Genomic DNA, 25,471 nt, shown 5'->3' with positions numbered 1-25,471 from the left:
TCTTAAGTCCCACGAATAAAATACAAATATGCCCTGTGTCTTAATTCTTTAAACTTTTATTAATTGAACGTTCAATAAAAATGGCCTGAATTGTCATAAAAGCTCCCCATACTTGCGCCGACTCTTTCAGCGATCACAATTAACCTAGAAGTTGGAACAATTATGAAAACGCAACGCAAGCTAAACCTGATCACTACCGCACTACTATCCACCCTAGCAATTAACGCCTACGCTAACGATGACAAGACTAAAGACGATAAAGTCATTGAAGAAGTTATGGTTGTTGGACAAAGTGTTTCCTTTGCAAATAACGCAACAAGTGACGAAATGAGCAAGCAACAGTCTGCTATGACATCGGCTTTGGCTGTTATTGATAATTTACCTGGTGTACTCATCAACGAAGGGGATACTTTTGGTTCTGACGACTGGTCAACCACTGTTTCTATTCGTGGCTTTCAGCTGAGTTTAGACGAGCAGCAAATCGGTATTACGGTTGATGGCATTGCCAATGGTAACTCAAACTATGGTGGTGGTGCGAAAGCTAACCGCTACATTGATACTGAAAACTTGGGTGCAGTGCAAGTATCTCAAGGTACCGCTGATATTGCCTCACGCTCCAATGAGGCATTGGGTGGTACACTTAACTTCACAACCATTGACCCCACTGAAAAACAAGGCTTAACGCTCTCTATCACCAGTGGTGACTTTGAAGCTCAAAAGTACTTCGCTCGTTATGAAACCGGTGAAATAATTGAGAATACCTATGCTTGGATCAGCGTTTCTAGCTCAAGTAACTCAGACTGGATCCAACAAGTCGCGAATAATGAACGCGACCATTTAGCCGCTAAAATAAAACACCAAAAAGGCCCGCTGACGGTAAAAGCTTATGCATCTTATGACGATGTGGTTGAAGCAAACTACCAACGTGTAAGCCAAGAACAATTTGAAGCAGATCCAGCATGGGATAGACTAACGGATACTATCACCGGTATTCCACATATAGACCAAGTATACCGCAATGGCTGGCGTACGCACCGCGAAAACATTTTCGGCTACATAGAAGCAACCTATGAACAAACTAATTGGGCACTAACGAGTAATGTCTATTATCACACCAATGAAGGTCGTGGTGATTGGGTTCCTCCCTATTTAGTTGATATCAACAACGACGGATTAAATCAGCCTCATTCAGAAGTAACAGGTACTGCGCCTTATACTGGCGGTAGTCCTATCGGACGCATTTACTTCGTTGATAGCGAAGGTAAAGCACTAAAACCAAATGCAAAATGTACCTCAAGCCTGACTTTCCCTTACGGTGGTGCTGACGAAGAGTATGATCCGGCATGTTATGGTACAGGCGCAATTCCGGTAGGCTCTTATCGACATACGCACTACGGTAAAGACCGTCTCGGGATCAATGCTGATTTTACTTTTTACGGCAAAATTGCCGATATGGATAGCACCATTCGCGCAGGGTTTTGGTATGAAGACTACCAACGTGAAGAATGGCGAGATTGGCACAAGCGTATTGATGCTCGAGTCTCAGCTAATTTTGATGATACGCCATATTGGATCCAATATAGCCGTGAGTTTAATGTCGATACAACCATGCTCTACATTGAGGATGAATTAGACTTTGGCCTGGCTCGACTACGTGTTGGCGCCAAGAAATTCTTGGTCGAGTTAGAAGGTCTCGACAAGTTTAGCGGTCAAAAAGTGGCGCTAGACTCAGACTCTGACGCATTACTAAGCGCAGGGATCGTCGCCCCTATGCCAATTGAAGGCCTAGAGTTATTTGCAGGCTATGCCGAAAACTTTGCAGCTATAAAAGACAACGTATTAGAACGCGAAGCCTCTGCACTTGAACAAATCGAACCTGAAACGGCTGAAAACATTGATTTAGGTTTTAGGTATTCATCTACCGAATTTAATGCCAGCCTGACCTATTATGATGTAACGTTTGATAACCGAATTAGTTTTATTGCTCCAGATTCACCAGATGGTATTGATTATCTGATTGGCACTAATGGTTCCTATGTGAATGTTGGCGGTATCGAGTCGAGCGGTTTTGAAGCTTCTGCAACTTGGTATGTAACCAACAGCTGGGGTATTTATGCATCATATACATATAACGACTCTACCTACACGGGTGGTTTGAATGACTTCCCGGCGGGTAACACAGTATTTGGTTCCGCAGAAGACTTAGCCGTTATTTCTATTGATTGGGCTGAGGGACCATATTTCGCGGGTCTTTCAACGAAATGGGTGGGCGAACGCTACATGGATGCAAAGAATACTCAAAGAGTCGATAGCTATATGACTTCAGATTTTTATGCCGGTGTTGCGATTGATTCACCGCTATCTGGTGTTGAAAATATGGAACTAAGATTAACTATCAATAACCTAACTGATGAAAGTTATTTGGGTGGTATTGCTGGTCAATCTGCATGGATAGGTGCTCCACGCACCGCTGCTGTGAACTTTAAGCTCACTTTTTAATAATAAAAGCAAGTAAATAAGGGCACTTCAGTGCCCTTTTTACACAGATACGCCCTAATGTGGATTGGGAGATAAAATGAAGCGTGCAATGTGGTTATTCATACTCACTTTTAGTGTATTTACTCAAGCAAAGCAAAGTGATCCGAACCTTATTCTGGTTACAATAGATGGTGTGAGATGGCAAGAAGTGTTCTACGGATTGGATAATCAGTTAGTTACCGATAAAGAATCAACAAGCGATCCAAAAGCGCTAAATACACTTTTTCAAGGGCACAACGCTCAACAAAGCCGTGAAAAGCTAATGCCATTCTTATGGCAATACGTAGTCGAAAACGGCGTCATTCTCGGCGATAGAAAACAAAACTCAACAATGCGAGTTTCCAATCCATGGTATTTTTCATACCCGGGTTACAACGAAGTAATTACTGGTATTGCCGATCCCAATATTGACTCTAATGACAAAAACCCGAACCCAAATATATCGTTTCTAGAATGGCTGCAATCTCAGCCTAGTTTCGAGCCAAATCTTGCCGTGTTTGGTAGCTGGGACGTGTTCCCTGCGATTTTTAATCGTGAAAGGAGCAAATTGCACATAAACGCTGGATTTGAAATTGCAAAACACACAACTAATCCCAAGCTGCAATTTTTAAATGAATTACAAGAGCAAGTTCCGAGCCCTTGGTCCTCAGTGCGCCTAGATGCCTTTACGTATCAATATGCAAAAGCCTATCTGCAAACCCAAAAACCAAGAGTGATGATGCTAGCACTTGGCGAGCCAGACGATTATGCGCACGCTGGAAACTACGACGAGTACATCAAAGGCATCCACCGTGCTGATAAAATATTGGCTGACTTATGGCAAACCTTACAAGCAATTCCGCAATACAAAAACAACACCTACCTACTCATTACTACCGATCACGGCCGAGGCATGGATCGTGAGGATTGGAGACACCACTCATCAAAAGCAGCGATTGAAAAGAACTACCCAAGCATGCTTGAGAAGCAGCCTGAGGGGATCGTAGGTTCTGAGCAAGTTTGGTTTGCAGCAATCGGACCCAAGATAAAAGCCAAAGGATTAGTGATCCCAAAGCAAGAGCAAACCTTATCGCAAGTTACCGCGACTGCGCTTCAATTACTTGGTCAAAACCCTTCTACCTTTAATCCCAAGATAGCACCACCGCTTGAAGGCATCGCGCAATGATCAAACTAAAACGAGCTAAACTCGCTAAGCGCAAGCATTTCGCTCGCCTAATGCTATTTCCTTTAATAACGTTTGTTGCAATGAACGTGTATGCCAATGAGCAAGCCACTTTGTCAACAATTCGCTTTGGCTCATGTTCTCATCAAGATAAACCTATGCCTATATTAGCGGCAATTAATAAAGAGAGACCAGAGCTATTTATCTTTCTCGGAGACAACATCTATGGTGACACCACGGATATGGATGTGCTTAAGAAGAAATATGAAAAGCTTAACGCATACGCAGGTATACAAGAACTACAGCAACAATCTCAAGTTATCGCCATTTGGGACGACCATGACTACGGTGAAAATGACGCAGGTTTGGAATATTCTCAAAAAGAAGCCTCACGAAAGATCATGTTAGACTTTTGGCATGAACCTGCAAACTCTTTGCGACGCACTAGAGACTCCGGAATTTATACCTCGTACGAATACGGCCAAGGAAATCAGCTAATTCGCGTCATTATGCCCGATTTGAGATGGAACCGACCGGCGTTAACGTCAGTATCAAAATCAGATTACGACAACAAACGTAAGCCAAAAAATAGGGGACCGTATAGCCCGGTTCCAAATACGAGTATGCTGGGTGAGCAACAGTGGCAATGGCTTGAGTCTGAGTTAAAAAAACCTGCCGCTATTCGAATTATCGCCTCTAGTCTACAATTATTACCCGAATTTACTGGGTGGGAAGCTTGGGCCAACTACCCTACTGATAGATCACGCCTTCTGAACTTCATCACGCGCGAAAAACTTGGTGGCGTTATCATGATTAGCGGTGATACACACTGGGGTGAAATTTCGAAGGTAGTACATCAGGACTACCCTTTTTGGGAAGTCACCAGCTCGGGGCTTACAGAAGAGTGGAAACAAGTCAGCCCAAATCAACACCGAGTGTCTGGGTTTACTCATGATGTGAACTATGGGTTCATCGATATTGATTGGTCTCAACCAGATCCCACAATCACAATTGGCTTAAAAGATGTGGAAGGTAAAGAAGTGATGTCAAATATGCTTAAGCTATCTGATATTCAATAAACACCGCCAGTTAAGTCAGATACCTCCATTGTTTCTTCATATTTACACAATAATATGACAGCGTTTTTATCTAGGAACATGGAGGTTCCCTTTCTACTTTACATCACCACAAATTGTTATAATTTGTTAAACCCTATTCTAGAAACATTAAAATAGCGCTACACTCTTTTTGCACATATTGAAGAAAAGGAAATATTCGTGAAACGAGCCAGCGTTTTATCGAGCTGCATTGCTTTAGTATCAATAATTGGTTGTTCAACTGAATCAACACAATCAGATGTAGTAAAAACAGAAGGGATTTGGGCGGATATTCGTGTTACTTCAAATGCTGAAGGCTCCCGAGTTGTTACTGAGTTCAATTTAAACAGTAGTTCTGGTGCGAACGTCATTCTTTCTGATGGAGATAGTGTTAGAGCAACACTCGGTAATGAAAGAAAGATATTGGTAAAGGATAACGACCTATTCGATGTCGATTATCAAGGTTATTTTACAGCAACTGCAAAAAATTCTGAGCTAACACTTGAATTCATTCGTGATAAAGAGAATGAAAAATTAACCTCTAAAGTGAAACTTCCTGCACCAATAAAACTTTACGCTCCAGTTTCTGAACGGTTCAACCATAATGACGACATTTTGGTCGAGTGGAGAGAGGAAAAAGACATCAATACCAAGCTTTTTCTCGAATTTAAATCGTTTTGTACAAAGACGACTGGCGATTCAAGCTTTATAAGCTTCGAATCTGAAATACTAGAGTCTGGTGGGCAATATAAAATTCTATTGAGTGAATTTGCAGGCTTTGATGATGACGCACTGGATAAAACAAAGCCATGCGACACGACTGTAACATTGTTCCGTACCCGAAAAGGTGCTATCGATACCAAATTTAAATCTGGCAGTCGAATAAATGCCATTCAGGAAAAACAATCTGAAAAGTTCCAAATTACTCTTAACTAGTTAATTTCAATAACTTTCCCCCTCTTCTAAAAGTTATTTTAAAAAACTAATTAAGAGTAAACATAGCCCAAAGCTCTCGCAAGAGAGCTTTTTCTTTAATGTTTATCCCATCCCTCATATGTATTTTCCGATTCAAAGCAAATGAAGATTTCCAATAAGTTATTGACGAAGCTTGCCTCGCATCAAAATGTCTCCATCATGAAACACACTGGCACGGGTAGCGTTCAATATAAAAAGGCCTCAACATGTAGTTGAGGCCTTTGCAATGCTAAAACTGTAGTTAAACTTAAAAACGATAGCTCAAATTCAGTGCTAAGTCGTTTACATCATTTGCAGAAATGAAGTAGTGGCTAAAATCAACTCCTAATGTCAAAGCTTCACTGAGTTGATAATGAACACCACCTCCTATGTAACCGCTAGTACCGTTGTCTTCGTAACGAGTGGAAAATCGACCATCCCGAACGCTGTTAATCTTGTAATCCCAATTAAACGCACCCAAGAACATTTTACCAACAAACTTATCTGCAAATGATTTTGAGTAATTGAATTGTAATGCAGGACCTTCAGGCAACACCGGGGCAACTCGCGCCAAAGCCATTTGGCTTTGCTCAGGATCCGCACTTAAGCCGGTAAACTTCACGCTTCCTTGACCAAGGTCAATATAGCGAAGTCCTACCTGCCAATTAGGGACTAATTCATAAAACGCCCCTATTGACCAACTACTGCTGTCTTCATCTAAGTTGACGATGTTTAAGTCTGAAGCGTTAATTTCACTATCTGCTGTAGATTGTCCGAGTGTTGCCTCTACTTGCCAATTGCTCGCCTGTGCTTGTGTGCTTAATAAACAACTCGTACTCACCAATGCAAAAGCGGGTAAAAGTGATTTTTTACGGCGCAGTACCAGCGCGCTGATTAATAGTAACAACATGCCTCCCATAGTCCCTGAGGACTTATTGGTTATAGATGTAACTTGTTTAACTGATACCGTGACGCTTACCTGGCCCTCAGCCATAGCTCCAAACTCATCTTTAACAACATAGTTAATTGTATCAACACCTTCAAACCCAACTTTTGGTGTGTAACTCAGCGTACCATCTATGTTAATGGCCACTGTACCTTGGCTTGCCGTTGCAGAAACAATGCTTAACATTCCGCCTTCAGGGTCACTATCATTTGCAAGTACATCGATAATGATTTGCGCACCATTTGAGGTTGCGGTGTCATTCGACACTTGCGGTGGTTGATTGGCGATAATAGAAACTGTCGCAGTACTATTGCTCGACCCGCCCTGTCCATCAGTCACACTATATTGAATAGTCGCATTGCCTATAAATGCAGCTGGAGGCGTATAGTTCAATTGATTATTTTCGATACTAACAACACCGAAATCGACACTCGCCCCCGTTATGGTAAGTGTATCATTGTCACTGTCCGTATCGTTTTCGAGCACATCAATTATAACTGTTTGACCAGAGACAATTGTCACACTATCAGCGTTAGCGACAGGTTGTGCGTTATTTGAGATTGGTACTGCAATTCCACCTGGGTCGACAATACTGCCATTGGCAATACCATCATCATCATTTGGACCCCCATCAACAATACGTAGTTGCACACACCAATCACCATCGCTAAGGCCTGCGCTCCATTCGTTGCTTCCTGGAGGAGGACAGAAACCTGGCTCACCTTGAGTTGAGAGCAACTCGTTACCTTCTCCAATCACAAAGTCTTGCCACTCACCACCTATTAATTTGCGATAAACCGCATTAAGTGGGATAGGTTTGCGTTGTGGTAACACGATACTATATACATCACCGGGTTGTGGTAACCCCGTCGCAATAAAGTCGAACAAACCACCTGCATTATTGGCATTGGGATCTGAAGGCAGCTCTGATTCCAACAGCTGTAGACCACCCGTATTATTTTGTGGCACGGTAGCGCCTTTACGTAAACATACACCTGGGTCACCTTCAACTAAGAACTGGCTAGATTCTAACGCTTGTTCTTGCACCACATTACAATCAGTGATCGCATCCATGAAATCAGGAATACCGTCTTCGTCCTCATCGGCATAGCCTTCTTGATCATCCGGAATTAAGTCACCGTCACTATCCTCTCCGGTCAACGGTGCTAAAGAATCTACAATTTCTACAAAGACATTGCGAGATGTTGACAGACTTGGCGTCGCATTATCTTCAGCCGTAATCCTTACTTTATAAATACCCGCAGCGACATTGGCAGGGTTAAACTCAAAGATAAATGGATCATTCGATGTATTGACTAACGCCGCATCCGGCTGCCAGCTGACACTCACAAGATCATTCGGGTTAGGATCAGCGACTATAGCTTCTATGGTAACCACTTCATTAGAGGCGGTAATTAAGCTACGCTCTTCACCACTTTGCTGCACAACGGCCGATAAACTTGGTGCCACATTCTGCTCAACAATGGTTACTGTTGAAGTAGATTTAGCGCCTCGGTTTACTGAGTCACTCAGGGAGATCACAATGGTTTCGTTATCTTCGCTTATACCATCAGCAAATATATTAAAGCTAATGCTAGCACTCGTGCCTGAGTTTATTACGACTTCACCCGACTGTAAGTCATGATCACTGCTATCCGCTGAACCCGAAACGGTATAAGGTACGGTTACTGGGTAACTTGGTGCAGGGCCATTTAGATACACCTTAATCGAGTGACTGCGATCTTCTGCAACTCTACTATCTTTTTGCAGTGACACCAGAGGGTTGACGTTAAGATTCTGGCTCGCAGTGGCTTGTTGCCCTTGATTATCCGTTGCCTGCCAATAAACAATGTGTTTACCAGGCGCGAAGATAGGAATTCCTCTGACTAAAGATACCGGAAGTGGGTTCCCCGAGCTATCTGATGCAACCGCAGTTCCAAGATTCACTTTGGTGAATAGGCCTGTTGCGTTCACGGTTAAGTCACTCGGTGCAGTAATTGATGGCGCATTGCCCGTGCCCGTACCATTAATCGTGATACTAGCATTTGCCTTTGCCCTCGCTTTACTATCATCTTCAATCAAATAAGTAACGACTATTGGTACTTGTGAGTTTTGCACAGCTTGGTAAGTCAAGGTGTTATTGGCTATGAACGCAGAACCAATTGAGGCTTTAGCGCCAATAATTCTGAGCGGTCCGCCATCAGGATCACTGTCATTGCTCAACACAGGAAGCACATACTGATTGGAAGCCACAGCATCGAAGGTGAAACTGTCATCAACGGCAATAGGTGCATCATTTACGGAAGTTACTGTCATCGCGACTGAAGCCGTATTTGACTTAAACTCACCGTCTGACACTGTGTAAGTAAATACATCAGAGCCATTAAAGTTCGGCAATGGTGTATAGCTAAACACGGTACCTTGAATTTCAACTACACCATTTTGTGGCTGCGACACTAACTCAATTGTTAATGCATCACCGTCGGCATCACTAACCTCTGCCGAGAAGCTCGTAGTACCATCTTCAAGCACCGTTCTTTGCATGTTGTTTGCTACCGGCGCGGCGTTAACCGGCTCAACGTCAATTTCAAATGCCGGTAAACTTGCTTGTAATGCACCATCACTGACACTCACGATGATATTACTGTAAGTGCCCACGTCATCTCTAGTCGGTGTCCCCGCCAAATTACCTGAGGACGTATCGAAGCTTGCCCAAGCTGGTAAATTGGTTACAGAGAACGTCAATGTTTGAGAATCCACATCGGATGCTGTCGGCGTAAAGCTGTATGCTTCGTCTTGTTTGACACTTGTTGATGGTGTACCCGAGATAATTGGTGCGTCATTTACAGCATTCACCACTATGCTAAACGCAGGCAAGGATGCGTCAGCTTGACCATCCGACACCGTAATTACGATGCCGCTATAAGTACCGTCTTGTCCTTCACTTGGCGTGCCAGTAATCGCGCCTGTTGTATCGTTGAAACTTGCCCATACTGGCAGGTTCGCCACACTGAATATTAAACTATCACCATCAGTATCCAATGCCGTCGGTGTAAAGCTGTATGCAACATCTTCATTAACAGACGTCGCTGGAACTCCAGAAATAAACGGCGCATCATTTACTGATGTCACTGTAATATTGACTGTTGCTGCATTCGACACTAAACCTTCGGCATCTTGTACCGTATAAGTAAAGCTGTCATTTCCGAAGAAATTAGCATTCGGCGTATAAACAATACTACCTGTCGTTAGTATTTGCAGTGAACCGCCTTGAGGCTGACTAACAATTGCAACACTTGCGGCATTGAGCTGACTATCTACGTCCGTGTCATTACCCAATACGTTGATTTCAATGTTGCCATCCTCAAGTAATTGAGCGGTGTTGTTAACAGCAACTGGCGCATCATTAACGGCTGTGATATTGACTGTAACTGTTGCAGGATCAGAGCGCAGCCCTTCACTATCTTCGATAGTGTAAGTGAAAGTCAATGTACCATTTTGGTCTTGTTTTGGTGTGATCGCGAGCACCCCATCCGAACCAACCGTAACGGTAGCAAGGTCGTAGTTTCCTGCACCATCGCCTTTATCTTCAAGTGCTATATCCGAACCATCAAAACCTTGATCTTCAATATCAGAGTCATTTGCAAGAATTGCCAATGTCGTTGCAGTATCTTCGTTTGTTGTTACCGTGTCATTTCCTGCCACAGGTCGGTCGTTTACAGCACCAATATTAACGGAAATCGTGGCAATATTTGACTTACCACCTTCACTGTCAAGAATCGAGTAAGTAAAGCTATCACTCCCCGTCTCATTAGCATTTGGCGTATAAGTAATGGTGCCATTATTAAGATCTATTGCTGCTTGGCCTTTACTTGGCTGAGACTCAAGCGCAATAGCCCCTGTTGGGTTGGTATCTTCGACATCCGTTGCATTTGCCCTAACCGCCAATGCTGATGTTGGCGTGTCTTCATCGATATTCGGTGTAAAGTTAGCCGCGACTGGTAAGTCATTTACCGGCGTTATAGTAATACTAACCGTTGCCTCATTTGATTCAGCCTGAGTCGAATCTTTAACCGTATAAGTAAATGAATCCGAACCATTCGCATTGGCTGTTGGTGTAAAGGTCACTACTCCATTATTAACGCTTAGCTGTCCCTTAGTCGGCTGAGTTTTAATCGTAACCGATGAAGCAACCATGTTGTTTTCAGGGTCACTATCATTGGTAAGCACATTCACCGAGTTAGAAGCATCTTCAAGCGTAGTGAGCGTATCGTTCACAGCCGTTGGTGCATCTTCAACCGCATTCATGTTGATTGTCACGGTATACACAGGCGAACTAGCATTCGCACTGTCTTCAACATGATAGGTAAAGCTATCGGTATGATTCTCACTGCCCCCATGAACATAGCTAAAGCTGCCATCTGTATTTAGCGTTAACGTGCCGTATTGCGGATCGGTATCTTTCACTATCGTTAGGCTATCGTTTGAATCAAGGTCATCATCACTCGCAAGTGACAGCAGGCCATTATTAAAGTCCCGCGTTAGTGTTGCGCCTTCATCTATAGTGAAGCTAGTATTTTGCCCCGTTGGAGCATCATTGGTATTAACAACTTCAATATTAAATGCGGTAAGCGTATCGCTATCCGTACCATCGCTTACTGAAATTTCAATATTAGAAGTGGTGCCAACGTGAGAATCATCAGGAGTACCTGAGAGCTTACCTGTTTGAGGATCAAACGTTGCCCAACTTGGCCTATTCGTAATACTAAAGGTATGTGTATCGCTTGTGTCAGAATCAGTCAAGGTCGGCGTAAAATCGTATTCACTGTCTTCATTTACACTTGTTGCTGGTGTGCCAGAAAGCACTGGTGCAACGTTATACTTTTTAGTGACAGTGTCAGTTACCGCACTCGATTCATTCCCAGCGTTATCAGTTACAGTAACAGATAACGTCAATGTTCCTTCGTTTAATGAGGTGACATTAATTCCGGTCTCTTGGTGGGTAGTGCCCGTTATAGATATTGCACTTGAGCTAGTTACTGAACTGCTACCGTCTGAGATTTCATAAGTAAAACTACCCGCTGATTCCAAGCCCGTTAATGTGAAGCTAAATGCAGTTTCATTACCCGCATTGATTAAATCTTGGTCAATCGCAGCTGAAATCCCACTTGGTGCGGAGTTGTCTAGCGTGACTGTCGTGCTCGCTGCGCTTGAGGTATTGCCTGCAGCATCACTTTGCGATGCCGTTACCGTCAATGTGCCATTGTTAAACGTGCTAACATCAAATTCTGAGCCACTTATTGTCCATCCGCCGGAACTATCAGCAGTGACAGTACGATCCAAACTATTCGCACCATCATTGATAGTGACAACTACGCTATTTCCAGCTTCCGCTCCCGTTCCTACTATCAAAACATCATTATCTTCTGATGCATTTATTAAATCATCGCCTTCTATAGGCGTTGTGATCGCAGGTGCTGAAGGTGCTGAGTTATCCAATGTGATTGTGGTGCTAGCTGCACTTGAGGTATTACCTGCTGCGTCACTTTGAGTAGCTGAGACCGTCAATGTGCCATTGTTAAACGTACTGACATCAAATTCCGAGCCACTTATAGTCCAGGCCCCTGAGCCGTCCGCAGTGACCGTTCGATTAAAACTATTTGCACCGTCATGAATAGTAACGGTTACACTATTACCCGCTTCAGCGCCCGTTCCTACAATAAATACATCATTATCTTCCGCCGCATTTACTCGGCCATCACCTTCAATTGGTGTCGTAATTGTCGGTGCTGAAGGTGCTGTATTATCCAATGTAACAGTCGTACTTGCTGCACCAGAGATATTTCCAGCTGAATCTGTTTGCGTCGCCGATACAGTTAATTCGCCATTACTAAATCCACTAACATTGAACTCACTGCCACTGATAGTCCAGTTCCCGCTACCATCGGAAGTTACATTTTGATTCAGCGTTGCTGAACCGTCAGTAATACTCACGCTAACAGTCACGTTAGCATCGGCACCAGAGCCAGCAATCAAGACATCATTGTCTTCAGCCGCATTAATTTGACCATCACCCTCAATTGGAGTCGTAATGCTAGGCACTGAAACACTCGTATCAATGACCATTGATAAGCTATTGCTATTGGTAATATTACCGGCGGTGTCCGCTGATCGCGCTGTGATTGCGTGCGTACCACTAGTCATCGCCGAACTTGGAGTAATAGTCCATGCACCTCCCGCAGCTGTGGCTGAGCCAACAACGCCATCAAGATCAGAAATTAGTGTCACTGTATCGCCAGTAGTTGCACTTCCTGTGAATGTGGGCGTTGTATCATTAGTAATGTTATCTGCATTTGAGGAGCCGGTATCACTCCCAGCGGTCAGATCTGGCGTGCTTGGCGCGGTAGGGGCTGTATTATCGATCGTTACGCTTAAAGAACTAGAGCTAATACTTACGTTCGTGCTCGTATCCGTGGCAGTCGCAAAAATCGAATGTGATAACCCTGCAGTCAACGGATCCGTTGTAATTTGCCAATTACCACCTGTTGCTGTGCCAGTACCAATGACCGCGGTGCCTCCACCTACTTGATTACTATATAATTTAACCGTCGCCCCGCTCTCAGCAGTACCACTGAAAGTTGGAGTGGTGTCATTGGTAATGTTGTCTGAGCTTGAAGCCCCAGAGTCTGAAGCCGCATCCAAGTCTGGTGTCGATGGCGCATTTGGGGCCACGTCATCGTTGACTGTTATCGTGAATGACTCTTGATAACTTGCGGTTCCATCACTCGTTTGAATACAAATAACATAGTCACCCGGAGATGTTGATGCTTGCGTTTGTAACGTATCTCCTGAAAATTGGAAACTGCCGTTACCCGTATTTGCGCTACATGTACCACCATCACTACTGCCAGCCGTAACCAAGCTATAGGTATGACTGTCACCACTTTCCACATCTGTGGTGCTGGCTGTCGCCACGTCCGCAGCAGTTCCAGTACTCGATTGGTCTATGCTTGTTGCTGTCAATGCAATATCGGTAGGGGCATCATTTACGGGAGTAATAGTAACTGCGGCCTGATTTGTACCAGTGCTGTTTGCCGTACCATCATTAAAGGTATAGTTGAGTGTTACAGATGAGCTTGGATCCTCAGAGCTGTTACCGTAGCCAATTGATTGCAGCACATTATCCACTAGCGCAGAAGTAGCACTGCTGTTGAAAGTGAGTACCAGTGTGCCTGCAGAGTTAGTTGTTACTGTACCTACTTCTGTACTATTGTAACTTAGTGCGCCTCCCTGAGTCAGCGTACCAAGCAATCCTGTGTTACTAAAGATATCTTGACTGTTAGCGCCACCTGAGCGTGAGATCGTTAGCGACGCACCATCATAGTTACCATTTCCGCCATTAAGTGCGTCAAGCTCAGTATCTGCAATGGTTACATCACTGTCTATCGCAATCGAAGTTCCATTTTCAGTAAAGGTATTACCACCATTTAAACTACTGAAGATAGGCTCATCATTCGCAGCTTCAAAGGTGATCACTGTATCACTGCCAGAATCAGCAACCGTGAATGCAAGATCACTACCAGGTGAATTTGTGAGCGATAGTGATATTTCTACGCCTGAAAAATCGGTTGCATTAGTATCTATCTCCAGCGTACTAGTTCCATTAAAGCGAATATTGCTGGTTGATAATCCTGTGACGCCTGTAATTGTTATCTTATCTCCGATGCTAAGATCGGCTATTGTGTCACCATTTAAATCACTTTGCTCACCGACAAAATTATCGTTACCATCGTTACCTGTCATGGTATCTGTACCGCCGCCGGGATGTATAGTGTCTGCACCACTACCACCTGTGATCGTATCAGAACCATCCAAATCTGTTGCCGTTATTTCTAACACATCACTAGAAAACGCAGAAGCGTCTATGACTAGGTCAGACGTGATTGCACTGCCGCTGCCATTTGCAACCGACACCGATTGACCGTCAGCATTAAAGTTGTCTGTAAGGGTGATCGTTGCCGCGCTATTTGTGCCAATTGAAATGCCTTCAATAGCAGAAACCGAGGTGGTTGAGAAGTCAAATGCTCCACCATCCATAAGTTTTAATGTCTCACTGCCCCCCGCCCCTGAAATCGCTGTTGCAAAATCACTCAGATTGGCCGTATCAATCGCAACAGTTGCTCCACTAGATAGACTGAGGTTTCCTATATTGAAGAATCCACCTCCAGTCACATCCGCACCATCTGAGGCTAAAACGGAGTCTGCTACATTTGGATCGCCAGTTAAATCGCCAGTGTAGGAGCTACCACCTATATTAAACGTTACAGCATCATCATTAGCAGTTGCTGAAACATCAGTGGTACCGTTACTGATGGTAATAGTCCTAGTATTGCTAGAATCGTCACCAACACTATAAACTTCAACCGAAGAGAAAGTTGTGATATCCCCATCACCAGAGATATTGATAGTTTCTGATCCAGCTGCTGAAATATTACCAGTAAAACTTTCATGTTGAGCTACTGTCATGGAAACAGACGCGCCGGAGGCTATCGTTAAATTACTGACCGCGTTTATACTTGCTGCCGTAATATCAGCACCAGAACTTAACGACAAAGTATCGGCAGTGGTATTTTCGCCAGTAATTGTTCCAGTATAGGTAAGCGAACCTAAATCGAAGGTAATTGCATCTGAAGTTGAAGTACCAGTAACAGAATGACCCGCACTGCTCACGGTCACCGTTCTTGAATTGGTTGAATCATCGGATAAAGTATAATTTTCAAGCGCAGAAACCGTTGTAATATCACCATTGCCAGAGACAGTTAGAGAATTAGTGCCGCCGCCGGAAACCGTACCAGTAAATGACGACAACTGAGATACTGAAACTGTTGCAGAGCCACCAGTTGCTACAGAAAGGTTTTCAAAGCCACTCACTGTCGCCCCAGATATACTTCCCCCATCACTAATTGAAAGTGTGTCAGTACCACTGCCTCCTGCTAGAGTACCATTAGCTGTGAATGTACCAACATTTACGGTGTCGTCACCACTACTGCCTGTTACACTTTGCCCAGCAGCGCCAAGCGTAAAGGTGTTAGCCGCTGAAAGTATATAAGTTTCAATTGCACTGTTACCCGTTAAACCATCACTCACATCACTGATTGTAATCGTCTCGGTTGCCGCTGCTGTGATTGTTGAGAAGCTGTCATGCTGAGCTTCCGTCATAGTGACTGACGCATTATCACTTAAGGTCAGTGATTCGAAACCGCTGAGCGTAGCGCCACTGATGTTTGCACCATTATCTGCTTGTAGAGTATCTGTGCCTGCGCCAGCTGCGAGCATACCTGACGGCGTAAACCCGGTTACATTAACCGTGTCATCCCCGCTGCTACCCGTCACATTTTGTGCTGCTGCTCCCATGGTAAAGTTCATTGCAGCACCTAACACATAGGTTTCAATATCGCTATCACCGGTTAGGGTTTGATCTCCATCAGCGCTAGATATGGTAAATTGGTTTGTACCTGAGCCATTGATAGTGGTAAACGCTTCGTGCTGTGTTTCGGTCAGCGTTAAAGAACCGTCATTGTCTGGGGTTAATGTTTCGAAATTAGCTAGTGACGTAAAGTTAGCTAGATTAGAGCCTGTCACAACAAGTAAAGTATCGGTACCTGCGCCCCCATCAGCAGTTGAACCCGTTATATGGCTAGCGTCAGCAATAGTCAGTGTTTCATCGTCACTGGTAAAGGTGATTGCTGGAGATAAGTTTGTGCCGTTTGTTGTATTAAAACCGGCTGCGGTACTGCTCGCAGCAGTAACATTACTTACGGAAATAGTAGCTGTACGAGAAGTGCTATTATCTGTGCCATCATTTATAACAACAGTTACAGTTCTTGCGGTTTCGTTGGGCGTACTGGAGGTGTTGTTGTAAGTGATCGCCTGTAGGAACGTTTGCACTTCTGCTGCTGAGGCTGTAAGGCTCGAAATGCTAATCGTACTTGCTCCCTCAAAAGCTGAAGATCCTGATGTACCTTTTAACGTATCTACAGCGGAAGCGGAAACATATAGTCCTTCTCCTGTATCTCCCTGCGTATTTGTTAGTTCAATCTGTACTGAGCTTATCGTATCACCATCAGACTCAGTCACACTCGCATTTGGAGCTATGCTAACGGCCCCACCCGCTTCTGAGAAAGACGCGCTACTGTCATCACTACCACTTGTTGAATCTAAATCGACCACTGGCGCTGTGTTGGCCGCCTCTATCGTCGCCTTAATTTGAAAGTTATAAGGGTTTTCGTCTGAATCGTTATTATTAAATGAAACTGTTGCGGTCTGTTCACCGACACTCGACGGATCTAATGTTACGACAAACGTTGTACTACCACTTGATGAGACGCTGCTAGCTGGTTGCGTAGTCACACTAAAATCAGAAGAACCAGAAATCGAGACCAAAGGTGAGCCGCTCAGCGTCAAACTCCCAGTTCCTGAATTACCAATAGTGAAAGTGCGGGTTAAGTTAGCATCACCTGAGGTATGTGTGCCGAAGTCGGTATGATCTGATGTTGAGGGTGTCGCATCTCCGTCGACTATAGTCTGACCATTACCTGTTACGTTTACCTCCGGCGTGAGTGGTGTTGAAGCACAGTCTGTATCGCTTGTGCAGGCCTGTCTATCATTCGGACCACCATAGCAAAAACCGCTATAACATACACCGTCAGCCGCGGTATTGATTTTACCTTTAGTATCGTTATCCCCGATAAAAGACTTATGATTATTTGAAAACAGCTCAAGCTCTTTCATCACTTGTTTTAATACAGGGCTATGACGGTTTCTAGCTTTTGAGCCCGCCAAAAAATCATCGAGATCAAACTCAACCGAAGGCTCTAAAGGCTCACCTATCTGCGCACTGGAAGCTTTTTCAGGATGTTGATAACTAGACGTTTGCGCTGAGCTAGTCACACTATAACCCGCGGAAAACCCCATTAAAGCAAATGTAAGTACCTTACAACCATTTAAATGAAGGATGCGTTGATTGTTCTCTCTCCAAGTTTTTCTATCATCAGAATGTAAAACTTGGCTAGTCGCGGTTGTGATCTGCGAAAAATTAAAACTCGAACGATTCATACTGGTTCCCTAAAACTCCCTGCATTAATGCAGTACTGAAAAATAAACTAACACGCAGAAAGAAAAGCAAAGCCGTCATTCCAGTTTTGCTTCTAAATGCCAAATATTTTCAAATAACCAACTAAAAATTGTAATCCGATCAATATAATTATTCAATTACATGCAATTACACTGAATTTCTTATTTTGTATCGAAATTAAGAAGAAGGTGCAACCTTACGAGTTGCACTGAATTTTGACTTAACTATAGACGATTATCTCACTTACTTCATTCTCGTCCATCTCAAATATTTTAGGGAACCGTTCGCCTTTTATTATCGTAACATCGTAAATTTGATCTAATACTCCAGAAAAGTTTAGTGTGGCGATTTCTTCTCCACTTCTAAGATCAAAAGCCACAATACCGCTTGATAGCTCATCGGTGTTCGACAGTAACGGCATATCACTAAAACGCTTACTACCGTCTCGTGCACCGCGTATTTTCGAGAGACCAACAAAACCGAGCTTACCAGTCAAAGTAAGCCCTCTTGTAAATCCGTTTACTTCAATCACTTTTTTGAGCCCGCGTACATCCCAACACCAAACGCTTCCAGTACCTGACTCACAAAAATACAACGAATCATTATGCCATTTTGGGCTATGTGGCAAACTGAGCTCGTTTGCAATTACCTTCTCATCACTAATACGCATAATTCCCCCAGTAAAACTGCTTTCACTCTGCCAACTAAGCTTACTATCTAAATCGCTAAAATATGAAACAAACTCAGGCTTGCCACCTTTCATCGCCATTCCGTTTAAGTGGCAGTGGTCTTGCGCAACTAATTTACTAATAAAAGGGGGTCGCCAAACAGACTTAAACTGTTTGCCAGTTTCTATTGTCGCGATACAGTTGAAACGCGTATTAACTAGGTATATGGATTCGCCATCATTGGAACCTCCAAATGCAATATCATGAGTATCTAAAAAGCCCGTGACGTGTGTTTGTACTGGATAATAAAATGAGTCATGCTTAGTTTCTAAAGACTGCAAAACTGGGTGTTCATGTGGCTTCATTACTCTGTCATATCGCAATAATTGTGCATAGGCTGCAAAAGCCATTTTAGTTTGTGAAGCATTAACAGCAACGCCCAGCACTCGTGGCATTCTCACCACTTGTAACTGAATTTCACAACCATCGTTCGAACTGATAATCAGCAATCCATCTAAGTTATGGCTTGATACGAGAATAGTAGAACGCATTGCGTGTAATAAGGCAGGAAAACGTTCGCAATATTCGATGCCAAATGATAGTTTAGTCTCTGCCGTCATATCTAGATCATTAATATTTATCAATAAGATAGATGAAAATGTATAATATAGTTACAGTTACCGCTACTGATTTCTTCCTTTTCGCAACATATTTTTGTGGTGGTAATGTATTTAACTCATTAAAGAATCAAAAGTTAAGTTTTGGCAAGTGTCTAAGGAGCCAATGTGCGATTAACAAAACCCTTGCTCACAGTAGGGCATGTAGATATCAGCAATCTTTGTTCAGTGCTCGATGCTTTGGCAGAGCCTCATTGGCAAGAAAACACTTATCGACAAACTTCTTATGAGGTACATAAGCAAACAAATAGCATTGTTTTACTCTTTAAGTCAGGTTCTTATACAGAGGTAAATGAGCCACTACTTAAAGTATTTCAGCCACTGCTCGCACCGATTTTTGCGAGATTTGCTCAGTACTATGGCTATCATAAGTTGGATATATCGAAAATAATGTTTGCGCGCTTACCTGCGGGAAACAGCATTTCAAAACATTATGATTCAGATCCAATGTTTGCCAGGTACCACCGCGTACATGTACCACTTAAAACCAATTCCCTTGTCGACTTTTACATAGAAGATAATACGTATTCCCTTAAAGCAGGCATTATTTATGAGCTTAATAATCTTGCTTTACATGGAGTTTTAAATAGTTCACAAGAAGACCGTATTCACCTTATCTTTGACGCTCGGCCGATAAAACGCATTGCTCAGGCAACTACACACTTATTTATTTTAAGTCCAAATAATTCAGGCTCGACCCTATTGTCTAACACATTAGCAGCAGGAAAAAATGTACTTAGCCTACCAACCGAGGGCCAATATCTGCCTGAGTTTATCGGACCAAACCCTGCTCATGATGCTAGCATGTACGTGTGGAGCCAATTCAATACACTAAATCGCCTAACTGATCCTCGAAGTTACAACTGGCCAGCTATCAGAAAAGGGTGGAGTAATTGTGTTACACAGCCTCAAAATGGTGCCAACTTGTTTATCGAAAAGTCACCATGCAATATCGCTCGCATGAATATGCTTATTGAAGAATTTGATAACGCCAAGTTCATTTTTTTAGTTCGAAACCCGATCGCAACCTTTGAGTCGATAATTCGTGGTCGAGCTGACCTTTACAATATTGAGCAACTCGCTGTCGACCACATTATTTGGTGTTTTATGCAACAAAAACAAAATATAGAGTCTTGCGCTGCTCCATATTTGCTTATTCACTATGAAGCTATTTGTGATAACCCTACAATAATTTCGAAGCAGTTGGCGGAGTTTGAGCCAACTCTTGATTCTGTGGATTTCTCAACAATACATAACGTCAAGGGTCGGACATCTCCGTTAGTCAACTTTAACAATCAGCAAATGGAAAGCCTGAGTGAAGCACAGCTAGCTTTTGCTATCGAAGCGTTCACTCCTTATGCCGCACTGTTTGCTTATTTCGATTATGACCTCTTAGTATAGTCAAACATAGATTTTAGATGCTGCCTGCGGGTACCACATCATCTTTTCCGACGGGCCTTCTATGCTCGTCACTCTGAACCCCAATCTAAGATACAAACGTTTTGCTGCGAAATTATGAGAAAGCACACACAAACTCATTGAAGCACCAATTTTACCTGCTATGTGCATAAATGAGCGTAATACAGCCTCCCCAAACCCATTTCCTCTAGCCTTTTTAATAATAGCTAAGTCTACTAAATGCACTTGATTCTCAGAAAAATCGACTACCGCCCGACCAATCGGTTCATTCTGCTTTTCAATGATAAAATACATTGCATTCGGAAATTGCTCTCCATATCCTTGATTCATTGCTTTGAATTGTAATTCAATTAAGGACTCTATAAAGTCTGGCTCGCCCTCTACTAGGCGTAAATCGTCACGCTTTTCATTGTGTACTCTTTGTAAAAATCCGCTATCGCTTGGCTTCGACATTCTTACATGTAGCCCTTTTGGTAATACGAGTTCGCTAAAATTCATAATCTTCCCCTTAAAAGTATTCGCTTAACAATATTTTTGCTGGCAATGTTAGGCGACTTTCTAGTATATTTTTTATCTTATAAATTTGTTGTTTCGAAAAATGTTGAGTGTGCCCATTAACCTTACCTTCCCTTGCTCGCAAGGAGTTTGGATTAGTAGGGTCAATGACAATTTGTCGGTTGGGAAATCCTTTTTCTATTTCTAAGCGCCTCAGCGAATCAAACGCAGAGTGGGCTATCGCTTGCGTCAACTTATCAACTTCCAGTGAAAGTTCAAAAAACTCAATCACTGAGCTCATCACTTCCATTGTATTTCCATGTAAACTTTCATAGTTTATCGTCTTAAGCTGTTTAGGGTCGTTATTGATGAGTGTTGCTGCAAGTTCATTATAAAACTCAATAAGTGTGAAAATACTTTGGTTTACAGTGAACTCCGATAATGGTGGTAAATCTCTACCGTGACGGCTAGACAACTGGAAGTAATATGAAACCAAAGTGTCTAATGGACAGCGCTTGATAATAAGCAACTTATCAGCTTCTTTGCTATGAGATACTGCATGACTAAAAGTAACGAAAGGGTCTTGCTGTGATAAAGCATATGCAGGGAGCCCTCTCTCGGGATCTAAGTTATAATTGGGGCATAAGGTGAACACGCTAAAAAAATCTATTGACTTGTGTACTTTTACATACTGATTAATATAATTAGCAAGTATGAATCTGACCCAGGTTCTACCGCATTTGGGGAAAGAGCATACTAAATTAGTTTTCAAAACACATTCTCTCTCAATTATGATACTTTAACTATTTATTCAGGACGCCCATGTGTTATTTCGATGGAAAAATACGTCAATTAACAACTGTTCCAGACTCTATCTTTGAGCCACTGTATAAAAAAGTACAACTAAGCAGTACAAAATGGGACAGCATAAATAGCGCTAAACCTAACAATTTCCAATGTTTTCATAGCACAGAGCACATTGTTTTCCAATTCCCAAAAAATCTAGACAATCACCTAGAGTCATATTACACCCATCAGTGGGAAAACTGGAAAATGACTATACAGCCATTAATTGATCATGTAATTAAAGTTTACAATTATCACAATGGCAGGACTGCTCGAATTATGCTTGCAAAGCTACTACCACACAGCCATATAGATTTACATATTGATCAACATGTTTCAGCTGATATCCCCCATAAAATTCATATCCCTATAATAACAAACAAAGAGGTTCTTTTTATTGAGGAAGATAAAGGCTTCCATTTATCACCAAAAATAGCATATGAAGTAAACAACAAGATAATGCATGGTGTAATCAATAAGTCAGATCAAGCTAGAATCCATTTAATATTCGACTTTTTTGACTCTCCATAATCACCTTAATTAGCTCGTTTACATTTAGGTTTTTACTATTATTGCGCTTAACAAAGTTAATAAATTGCTCTCTTGTTAACTCAGGATACGCACTTAAAATCGCTGCGGAGACTCCTGTGAATGCAACACTAGCAGCAGATGTCCCTGTATAAAATGCGCTGTAGTCAGCCTGATTTTCATTATAAACCGTATAAGGAACAGGCAATGCTATAAGTATATTTTCCCCTTTTACTGGCCCATAATTTTCGCCATGCATCGCATTAATGGCGATCACTTGACTTTGATTTGCTAACATAAAACCGCCATCTAACTGCATAGGTATGTTACCAGCTGCTACAATCACCAATGTCCCTCTTCCTTGCCGACCGTTTTTTGCTAGATCAGTCAAAACCTGCTGTAGTGAGGCCGGTACAAACATTAATGTCCAAGGGCAAGAGATCACATCCGATCCAGACATTTTTGCCAAAAAAAACGATAAGATAATATCGGATGTCCAGTTATACTCTCTAGCGATTAATACTGCATCCGCTTTAGGCGCTAAACCTTGATATTGCTCATGTGTTGACCAAATTAAAGCACTACCTGAATTACCATGAAAGCCATCTTGTTTTAGATTTTTTAGCTGCTGGGGATTATCGGATCGAGCCTTTAACTCATCAACACTATAATGGAGTTTAATAGGGGTACGTCTCAGAAATGGGTCTTCTAATGTAAATGCTTTATCTATTATTGCAACGACAGTCCCCTCTCCAGCTCTGTCAAACCAGCGCTTAACTGAAAGTGATTCTCGAACTGGTGTATGAGTGTAAATTTTCCATATATCAGGAGTCTCATTATTTTTTCGTTCTAGTCGAACTTGCAAAAAGTCTGGCTCAAAGTCTATTATTCCGTCTACATGAGCTAAATTTTCCAACAACTCAAACGTATGATTTACACCATCTGTAAATACTACGCTCCAAGCTTCACCCAAAAAGTTATAAACCTTAAAGTGAGACAGGGAAGATATTTCTTTTATTTTATCTATTTCAACACTATGCTTTATTAAAATACGTTCACCAATAAGTAAGCCAAAATTATCTAAGTTTGGATGATGGTACACTGGAGCTTCTTTGAAATCAGAGTGATAATCTAAAGTAATTGAGCTATTACCATATTTAACATTTAGATTCTTTGGCCACCCAACAGAATTTAACGCATAAGAAGAAGCAATATTAAGGAAAGAAATTAAAAATAAGTATAACCTCATCAATTACAACCATATAAAACGCATAAAGCATTAAATAACTAAAATAAAATACGGAATTAACTCTTAATAAAGCCTTAGGTATCTACACAGTACATTGTATCCTATGTAGATACCTTTGGAAAAGAGTTAACTACGAGACGGATAAATCCCATCAAGGCAAATGAAAAACTTTATTGCAAGCCAAGGTTGCCTATTTTCATGGGCTTGCCCACCTCCGGTAATTGCAACACTCTCATCATCTAGCTCGCTATCGTCACTGTTTAAATCGAAATGATCAAATATGGTGTTATTGCTAATTAATGCAGCAGGTAAATTATCCGGAATAGTAGCCTCCACATTATTACTCGTGCTCCCCATCATTTGATGAGTATGCGAGGGTATCTGGTCTTGTGTTAAGGAGATACCGTTAATTCCTATCTCTTCAGACAACAGACAATTCATTAAGCCTGGACCTTGTCCAGAATGTATTGGCGTGCGCCCTATCAAGTTTGGTATCGCGAAAGAGACACGGCCGTCTCCCCCGTACATGTTCCCAATAAGTGAAAATAGCGCACTATTTTGGCCAATTGGCATTAGTTGCCCCTCACAAGCAGCCCAAAGTTCAGGCGTGAAAGTATAAGGCATCATTGAAATTTCACCGTAAAACGAGTCGCTCATAACGTTTCCTTTTAGCTTCTAGGGGGATATACACCGGCCATACAAATAACAAAATTGACAGCTAAGCTTGGCGCGACATTCAAATGTCGATCACTTTGACCAACTGAAGATACAGCAGCAGCACTCATGGGCACTATCGAACCACTTTCCGTTTCAGGCGCAAATTGCTCTGCTGCTCCAAGCACAGCAAAAGATGGGTCTCCTAAATTTGCAGGTTCAGAACTAGCCCTAAATGAGTGGGTATGGGATGGGATCTGGGATTCAGTCAATGTTTCGAACTGTGTACCAAATTTTTGACCCAAAGCTCGAGGCGTCAATCCAGGCCCAGAGCCTTGCCCTACAGGTGCTCTTCCCCTCATCTCTGGTAGAGCAAAGCTAACTCTCCCATCTCCGCCAAATGTAGTCCCCAATAAAGAATATAAAGCTTGATTTGTCGAAACTGCAAGCTGCTGGCCGTCACAAAAGGACCAATGCATTGGAGCAAACGTGCCCGCAAACATAATAATTTCTGATAAATACCTACTAGACATAAACTATTCCTTATTAGCTTCGCTGAGGGTATAACCCGTCCAACGCTATACAAAAGTTGATAACGCAACTAGGCTGCATATTATTATGGGCTTGCCCACCCGATGCAGGGCTAGCTGTCAATGTTTGCAAGCTGGTATCTTTCAAACTAGATGGGTTTGAATGTGCTTTAGTGTACGCTTCGGCACCATCAGGATTTACAGAAGCAAATACAGCAGGTTTTGCTTGTTTGTTATTATTTGGTTTACGCAGCGTCCCGCTTAGACTTGAAACATTCACTTTGTGAGAATGAGCGGGCATTGTCGCATTGGTAATAAAAACGTTTTCCAAACCACCGAATGATCCCTGATGTTCTCCAGCTTGGTAGTTCGGGTGAATAGGTACTCTCCCACATAGATTGGGGAGGGCAAAATTCGTTCGACCATCACCACCAAATTGAGTTCCCAATAATGAATACAACGCTTGAAACTGGTTTATTTGCATCAAGCTGCCGTTACAGAAAGCGTAATCCGCAGGAGCAAAATTACACGCAAATTGTTGAATCATACCAAAATAAGGTGTCATAAGACCTCC

Annotated in this window: 14 protein-coding genes; 6 read left to right on the top strand and 8 right to left on the bottom strand. The window is 42.5% G+C overall.

Translation table 11 applies throughout. From position 1 onward, the window contains the following. Positions 1-162 precede the first annotated feature (162 nt). From A587_RS0104895 to A587_RS0104875, 4 genes are all read left to right on the top strand, one after another. Complete coding sequence (locus tag A587_RS0104895; protein ID WP_017216649.1) at positions 163-2,499, top strand: TonB-dependent receptor; 2,337 nt, start codon at positions 163-165, stop codon at positions 2,497-2,499. 76 nt (positions 2,500-2,575) lie between these two features. Beyond that, positions 2,576-3,703 (top strand): alkaline phosphatase family protein, encoded by a 1,128-nt coding sequence (locus A587_RS0104890; protein ID WP_017216648.1) that lies wholly within the window; start codon positions 2,576-2,578, stop codon positions 3,701-3,703. Continuing rightward, entirely contained in the window at positions 3,700-4,779 is a 1,080-nt protein-coding gene (locus A587_RS0104885; protein WP_017216647.1) for an alkaline phosphatase D family protein, read from the top strand. The genes A587_RS0104890 and A587_RS0104885 overlap by 4 nt, the downstream gene beginning before the upstream one ends. Positions 4,780-4,977: 198 nt before the next feature. Further along, on the top strand, positions 4,978-5,733 hold the full coding sequence (locus A587_RS0104875; RefSeq protein ID WP_017216646.1) for a hypothetical protein: 756 nt from the start codon (positions 4,978-4,980) through the stop codon (positions 5,731-5,733). A 286-nt stretch (positions 5,734-6,019) separates the two neighbouring features. Here A587_RS0104875 and A587_RS0104870 read toward each other — a convergent pair whose 3' ends face one another. Both A587_RS0104870 and A587_RS0104865 read right to left on the bottom strand, forming a co-directional pair. Beyond that, positions 6,020-17,812: a tandem-95 repeat protein gene (locus A587_RS0104870; protein ID WP_017216645.1), complete on the bottom strand. Its 11,793-nt coding sequence runs from the start codon at positions 17,810-17,812 to the stop codon at positions 6,020-6,022. A gap of 239 nt (positions 17,813-18,051) precedes the next feature. After that, positions 18,052-19,119, bottom strand: coding sequence for a TIGR03032 family protein (locus A587_RS0104865; RefSeq protein WP_017216644.1), 1,068 nt, complete (start codon positions 19,117-19,119; stop codon positions 18,052-18,054). 165 nt (positions 19,120-19,284) lie between these two features. On the opposite strand from A587_RS0104865, the gene A587_RS24450 reads away from it, so the two are divergent. After that, positions 19,285-20,577, top strand: a complete 1,293-nt coding sequence (locus tag A587_RS24450; RefSeq protein WP_017216643.1) for a sulfotransferase — start codon at positions 19,285-19,287, stop codon at positions 20,575-20,577. Here the strand turns inward: A587_RS24450 and A587_RS0104855 are convergent, their stop codons facing one another. Together A587_RS0104855 and A587_RS0104850 are read right to left on the bottom strand one after the other, a co-directional pair. Then, positions 20,578-21,093, bottom strand: coding sequence for a GNAT family N-acetyltransferase (locus A587_RS0104855; RefSeq protein ID WP_017216642.1), 516 nt, complete (start codon positions 21,091-21,093; stop codon positions 20,578-20,580). It lies immediately after the preceding gene. A gap of 10 nt (positions 21,094-21,103) precedes the next feature. Next, on the bottom strand, positions 21,104-21,862 hold the full coding sequence (locus A587_RS0104850) for a sulfotransferase domain-containing protein (protein WP_157234624.1): 759 nt from the start codon (positions 21,860-21,862) through the stop codon (positions 21,104-21,106). Between the two features lie 50 nt (positions 21,863-21,912). Between A587_RS0104850 and A587_RS24445 the strand changes: the two genes are divergently transcribed. Continuing rightward, entirely contained in the window at positions 21,913-22,467 is a 555-nt protein-coding gene (locus A587_RS24445; protein WP_017216640.1) for an aspartyl/asparaginyl beta-hydroxylase domain-containing protein, read from the top strand. Here the strand turns inward: A587_RS24445 and A587_RS0104840 are convergent. The 4 genes from A587_RS0104840 to A587_RS0104825 form a co-directional block, all read right to left on the bottom strand. Then, positions 22,427-23,713: a S8/S53 family peptidase gene (locus A587_RS0104840; RefSeq protein WP_017216639.1), complete on the bottom strand. Its 1,287-nt coding sequence runs from the start codon at positions 23,711-23,713 to the stop codon at positions 22,427-22,429. The two genes, A587_RS24445 and A587_RS0104840, sit on opposite strands and share 41 nt — an antisense overlap. 126 nt (positions 23,714-23,839) lie before the next feature. Continuing rightward, the gene (locus tag A587_RS0104835; protein ID WP_017216638.1) at positions 23,840-24,370 is read right to left on the bottom strand and encodes a phage tail protein; all 531 of its coding nucleotides are present in this window, start codon (positions 24,368-24,370) and stop codon (positions 23,840-23,842) included. Positions 24,371-24,381: 11 nt separating this feature from the next. Continuing rightward, positions 24,382-24,900 (bottom strand): phage tail protein, encoded by a 519-nt coding sequence (locus A587_RS0104830; protein WP_017216637.1) that lies wholly within the window; start codon positions 24,898-24,900, stop codon positions 24,382-24,384. Positions 24,901-24,913: 13 nt separating this feature from the next. Beyond that, positions 24,914-25,462, bottom strand: coding sequence for a phage tail protein (locus tag A587_RS0104825; protein ID WP_017216636.1), 549 nt, complete (start codon positions 25,460-25,462; stop codon positions 24,914-24,916). Positions 25,463-25,471: the final 9 nt, after the last annotated feature.

The sequence above is a fragment of the Pseudoalteromonas sp. NJ631 genome, assembly GCF_000276645.1.
GTDB classification, from domain to species: domain Bacteria; phylum Pseudomonadota; class Gammaproteobacteria; order Enterobacterales; family Alteromonadaceae; genus Pseudoalteromonas; species Pseudoalteromonas piscicida.
This window is presented reverse-complemented; position numbering and strand designations above follow the sequence as displayed.

Bases quoted from the DNA above. Each gene is read 5' to 3' on its own strand.
- A587_RS0104895 (WP_017216649.1), top strand. From the start codon at position 163: ATGAAAACGCAACGCAAGCTAAACCTGATCACTACCGCACTACTATCC.
- A587_RS0104890 (WP_017216648.1), top strand. From the start codon at position 2,576: ATGAAGCGTGCAATGTGGTTATTCATACTCACTTTTAGTGTATTTACT.
- A587_RS0104885 (WP_017216647.1), top strand. From the start codon at position 3,700: ATGATCAAACTAAAACGAGCTAAACTCGCTAAGCGCAAGCATTTCGCT.
- A587_RS0104870 (WP_017216645.1), bottom strand. From the start codon at position 17,812: ATGAATCGTTCGAGTTTTAATTTTTCGCAGATCACAACCGCGACTAGC.
- A587_RS0104865 (WP_017216644.1), bottom strand. From the start codon at position 19,119: ATGACGGCAGAGACTAAACTATCATTTGGCATCGAATATTGCGAACGT.
- A587_RS0104855 (WP_017216642.1), bottom strand. From the start codon at position 21,093: ATGAATTTTAGCGAACTCGTATTACCAAAAGGGCTACATGTAAGAATG.
- A587_RS24445 (WP_017216640.1), top strand. From the start codon at position 21,913: ATGTGTTATTTCGATGGAAAAATACGTCAATTAACAACTGTTCCAGAC.
- A587_RS0104840 (WP_017216639.1), bottom strand. From the start codon at position 23,713: ATGAGGTTATACTTATTTTTAATTTCTTTCCTTAATATTGCTTCTTCT.
- A587_RS0104835 (WP_017216638.1), bottom strand. From the start codon at position 24,370: ATGAGCGACTCGTTTTACGGTGAAATTTCAATGATGCCTTATACTTTC.
- A587_RS0104830 (WP_017216637.1), bottom strand. From the start codon at position 24,900: ATGTCTAGTAGGTATTTATCAGAAATTATTATGTTTGCGGGCACGTTT.
- A587_RS0104825 (WP_017216636.1), bottom strand. From the start codon at position 25,462: ATGACACCTTATTTTGGTATGATTCAACAATTTGCGTGTAATTTTGCT.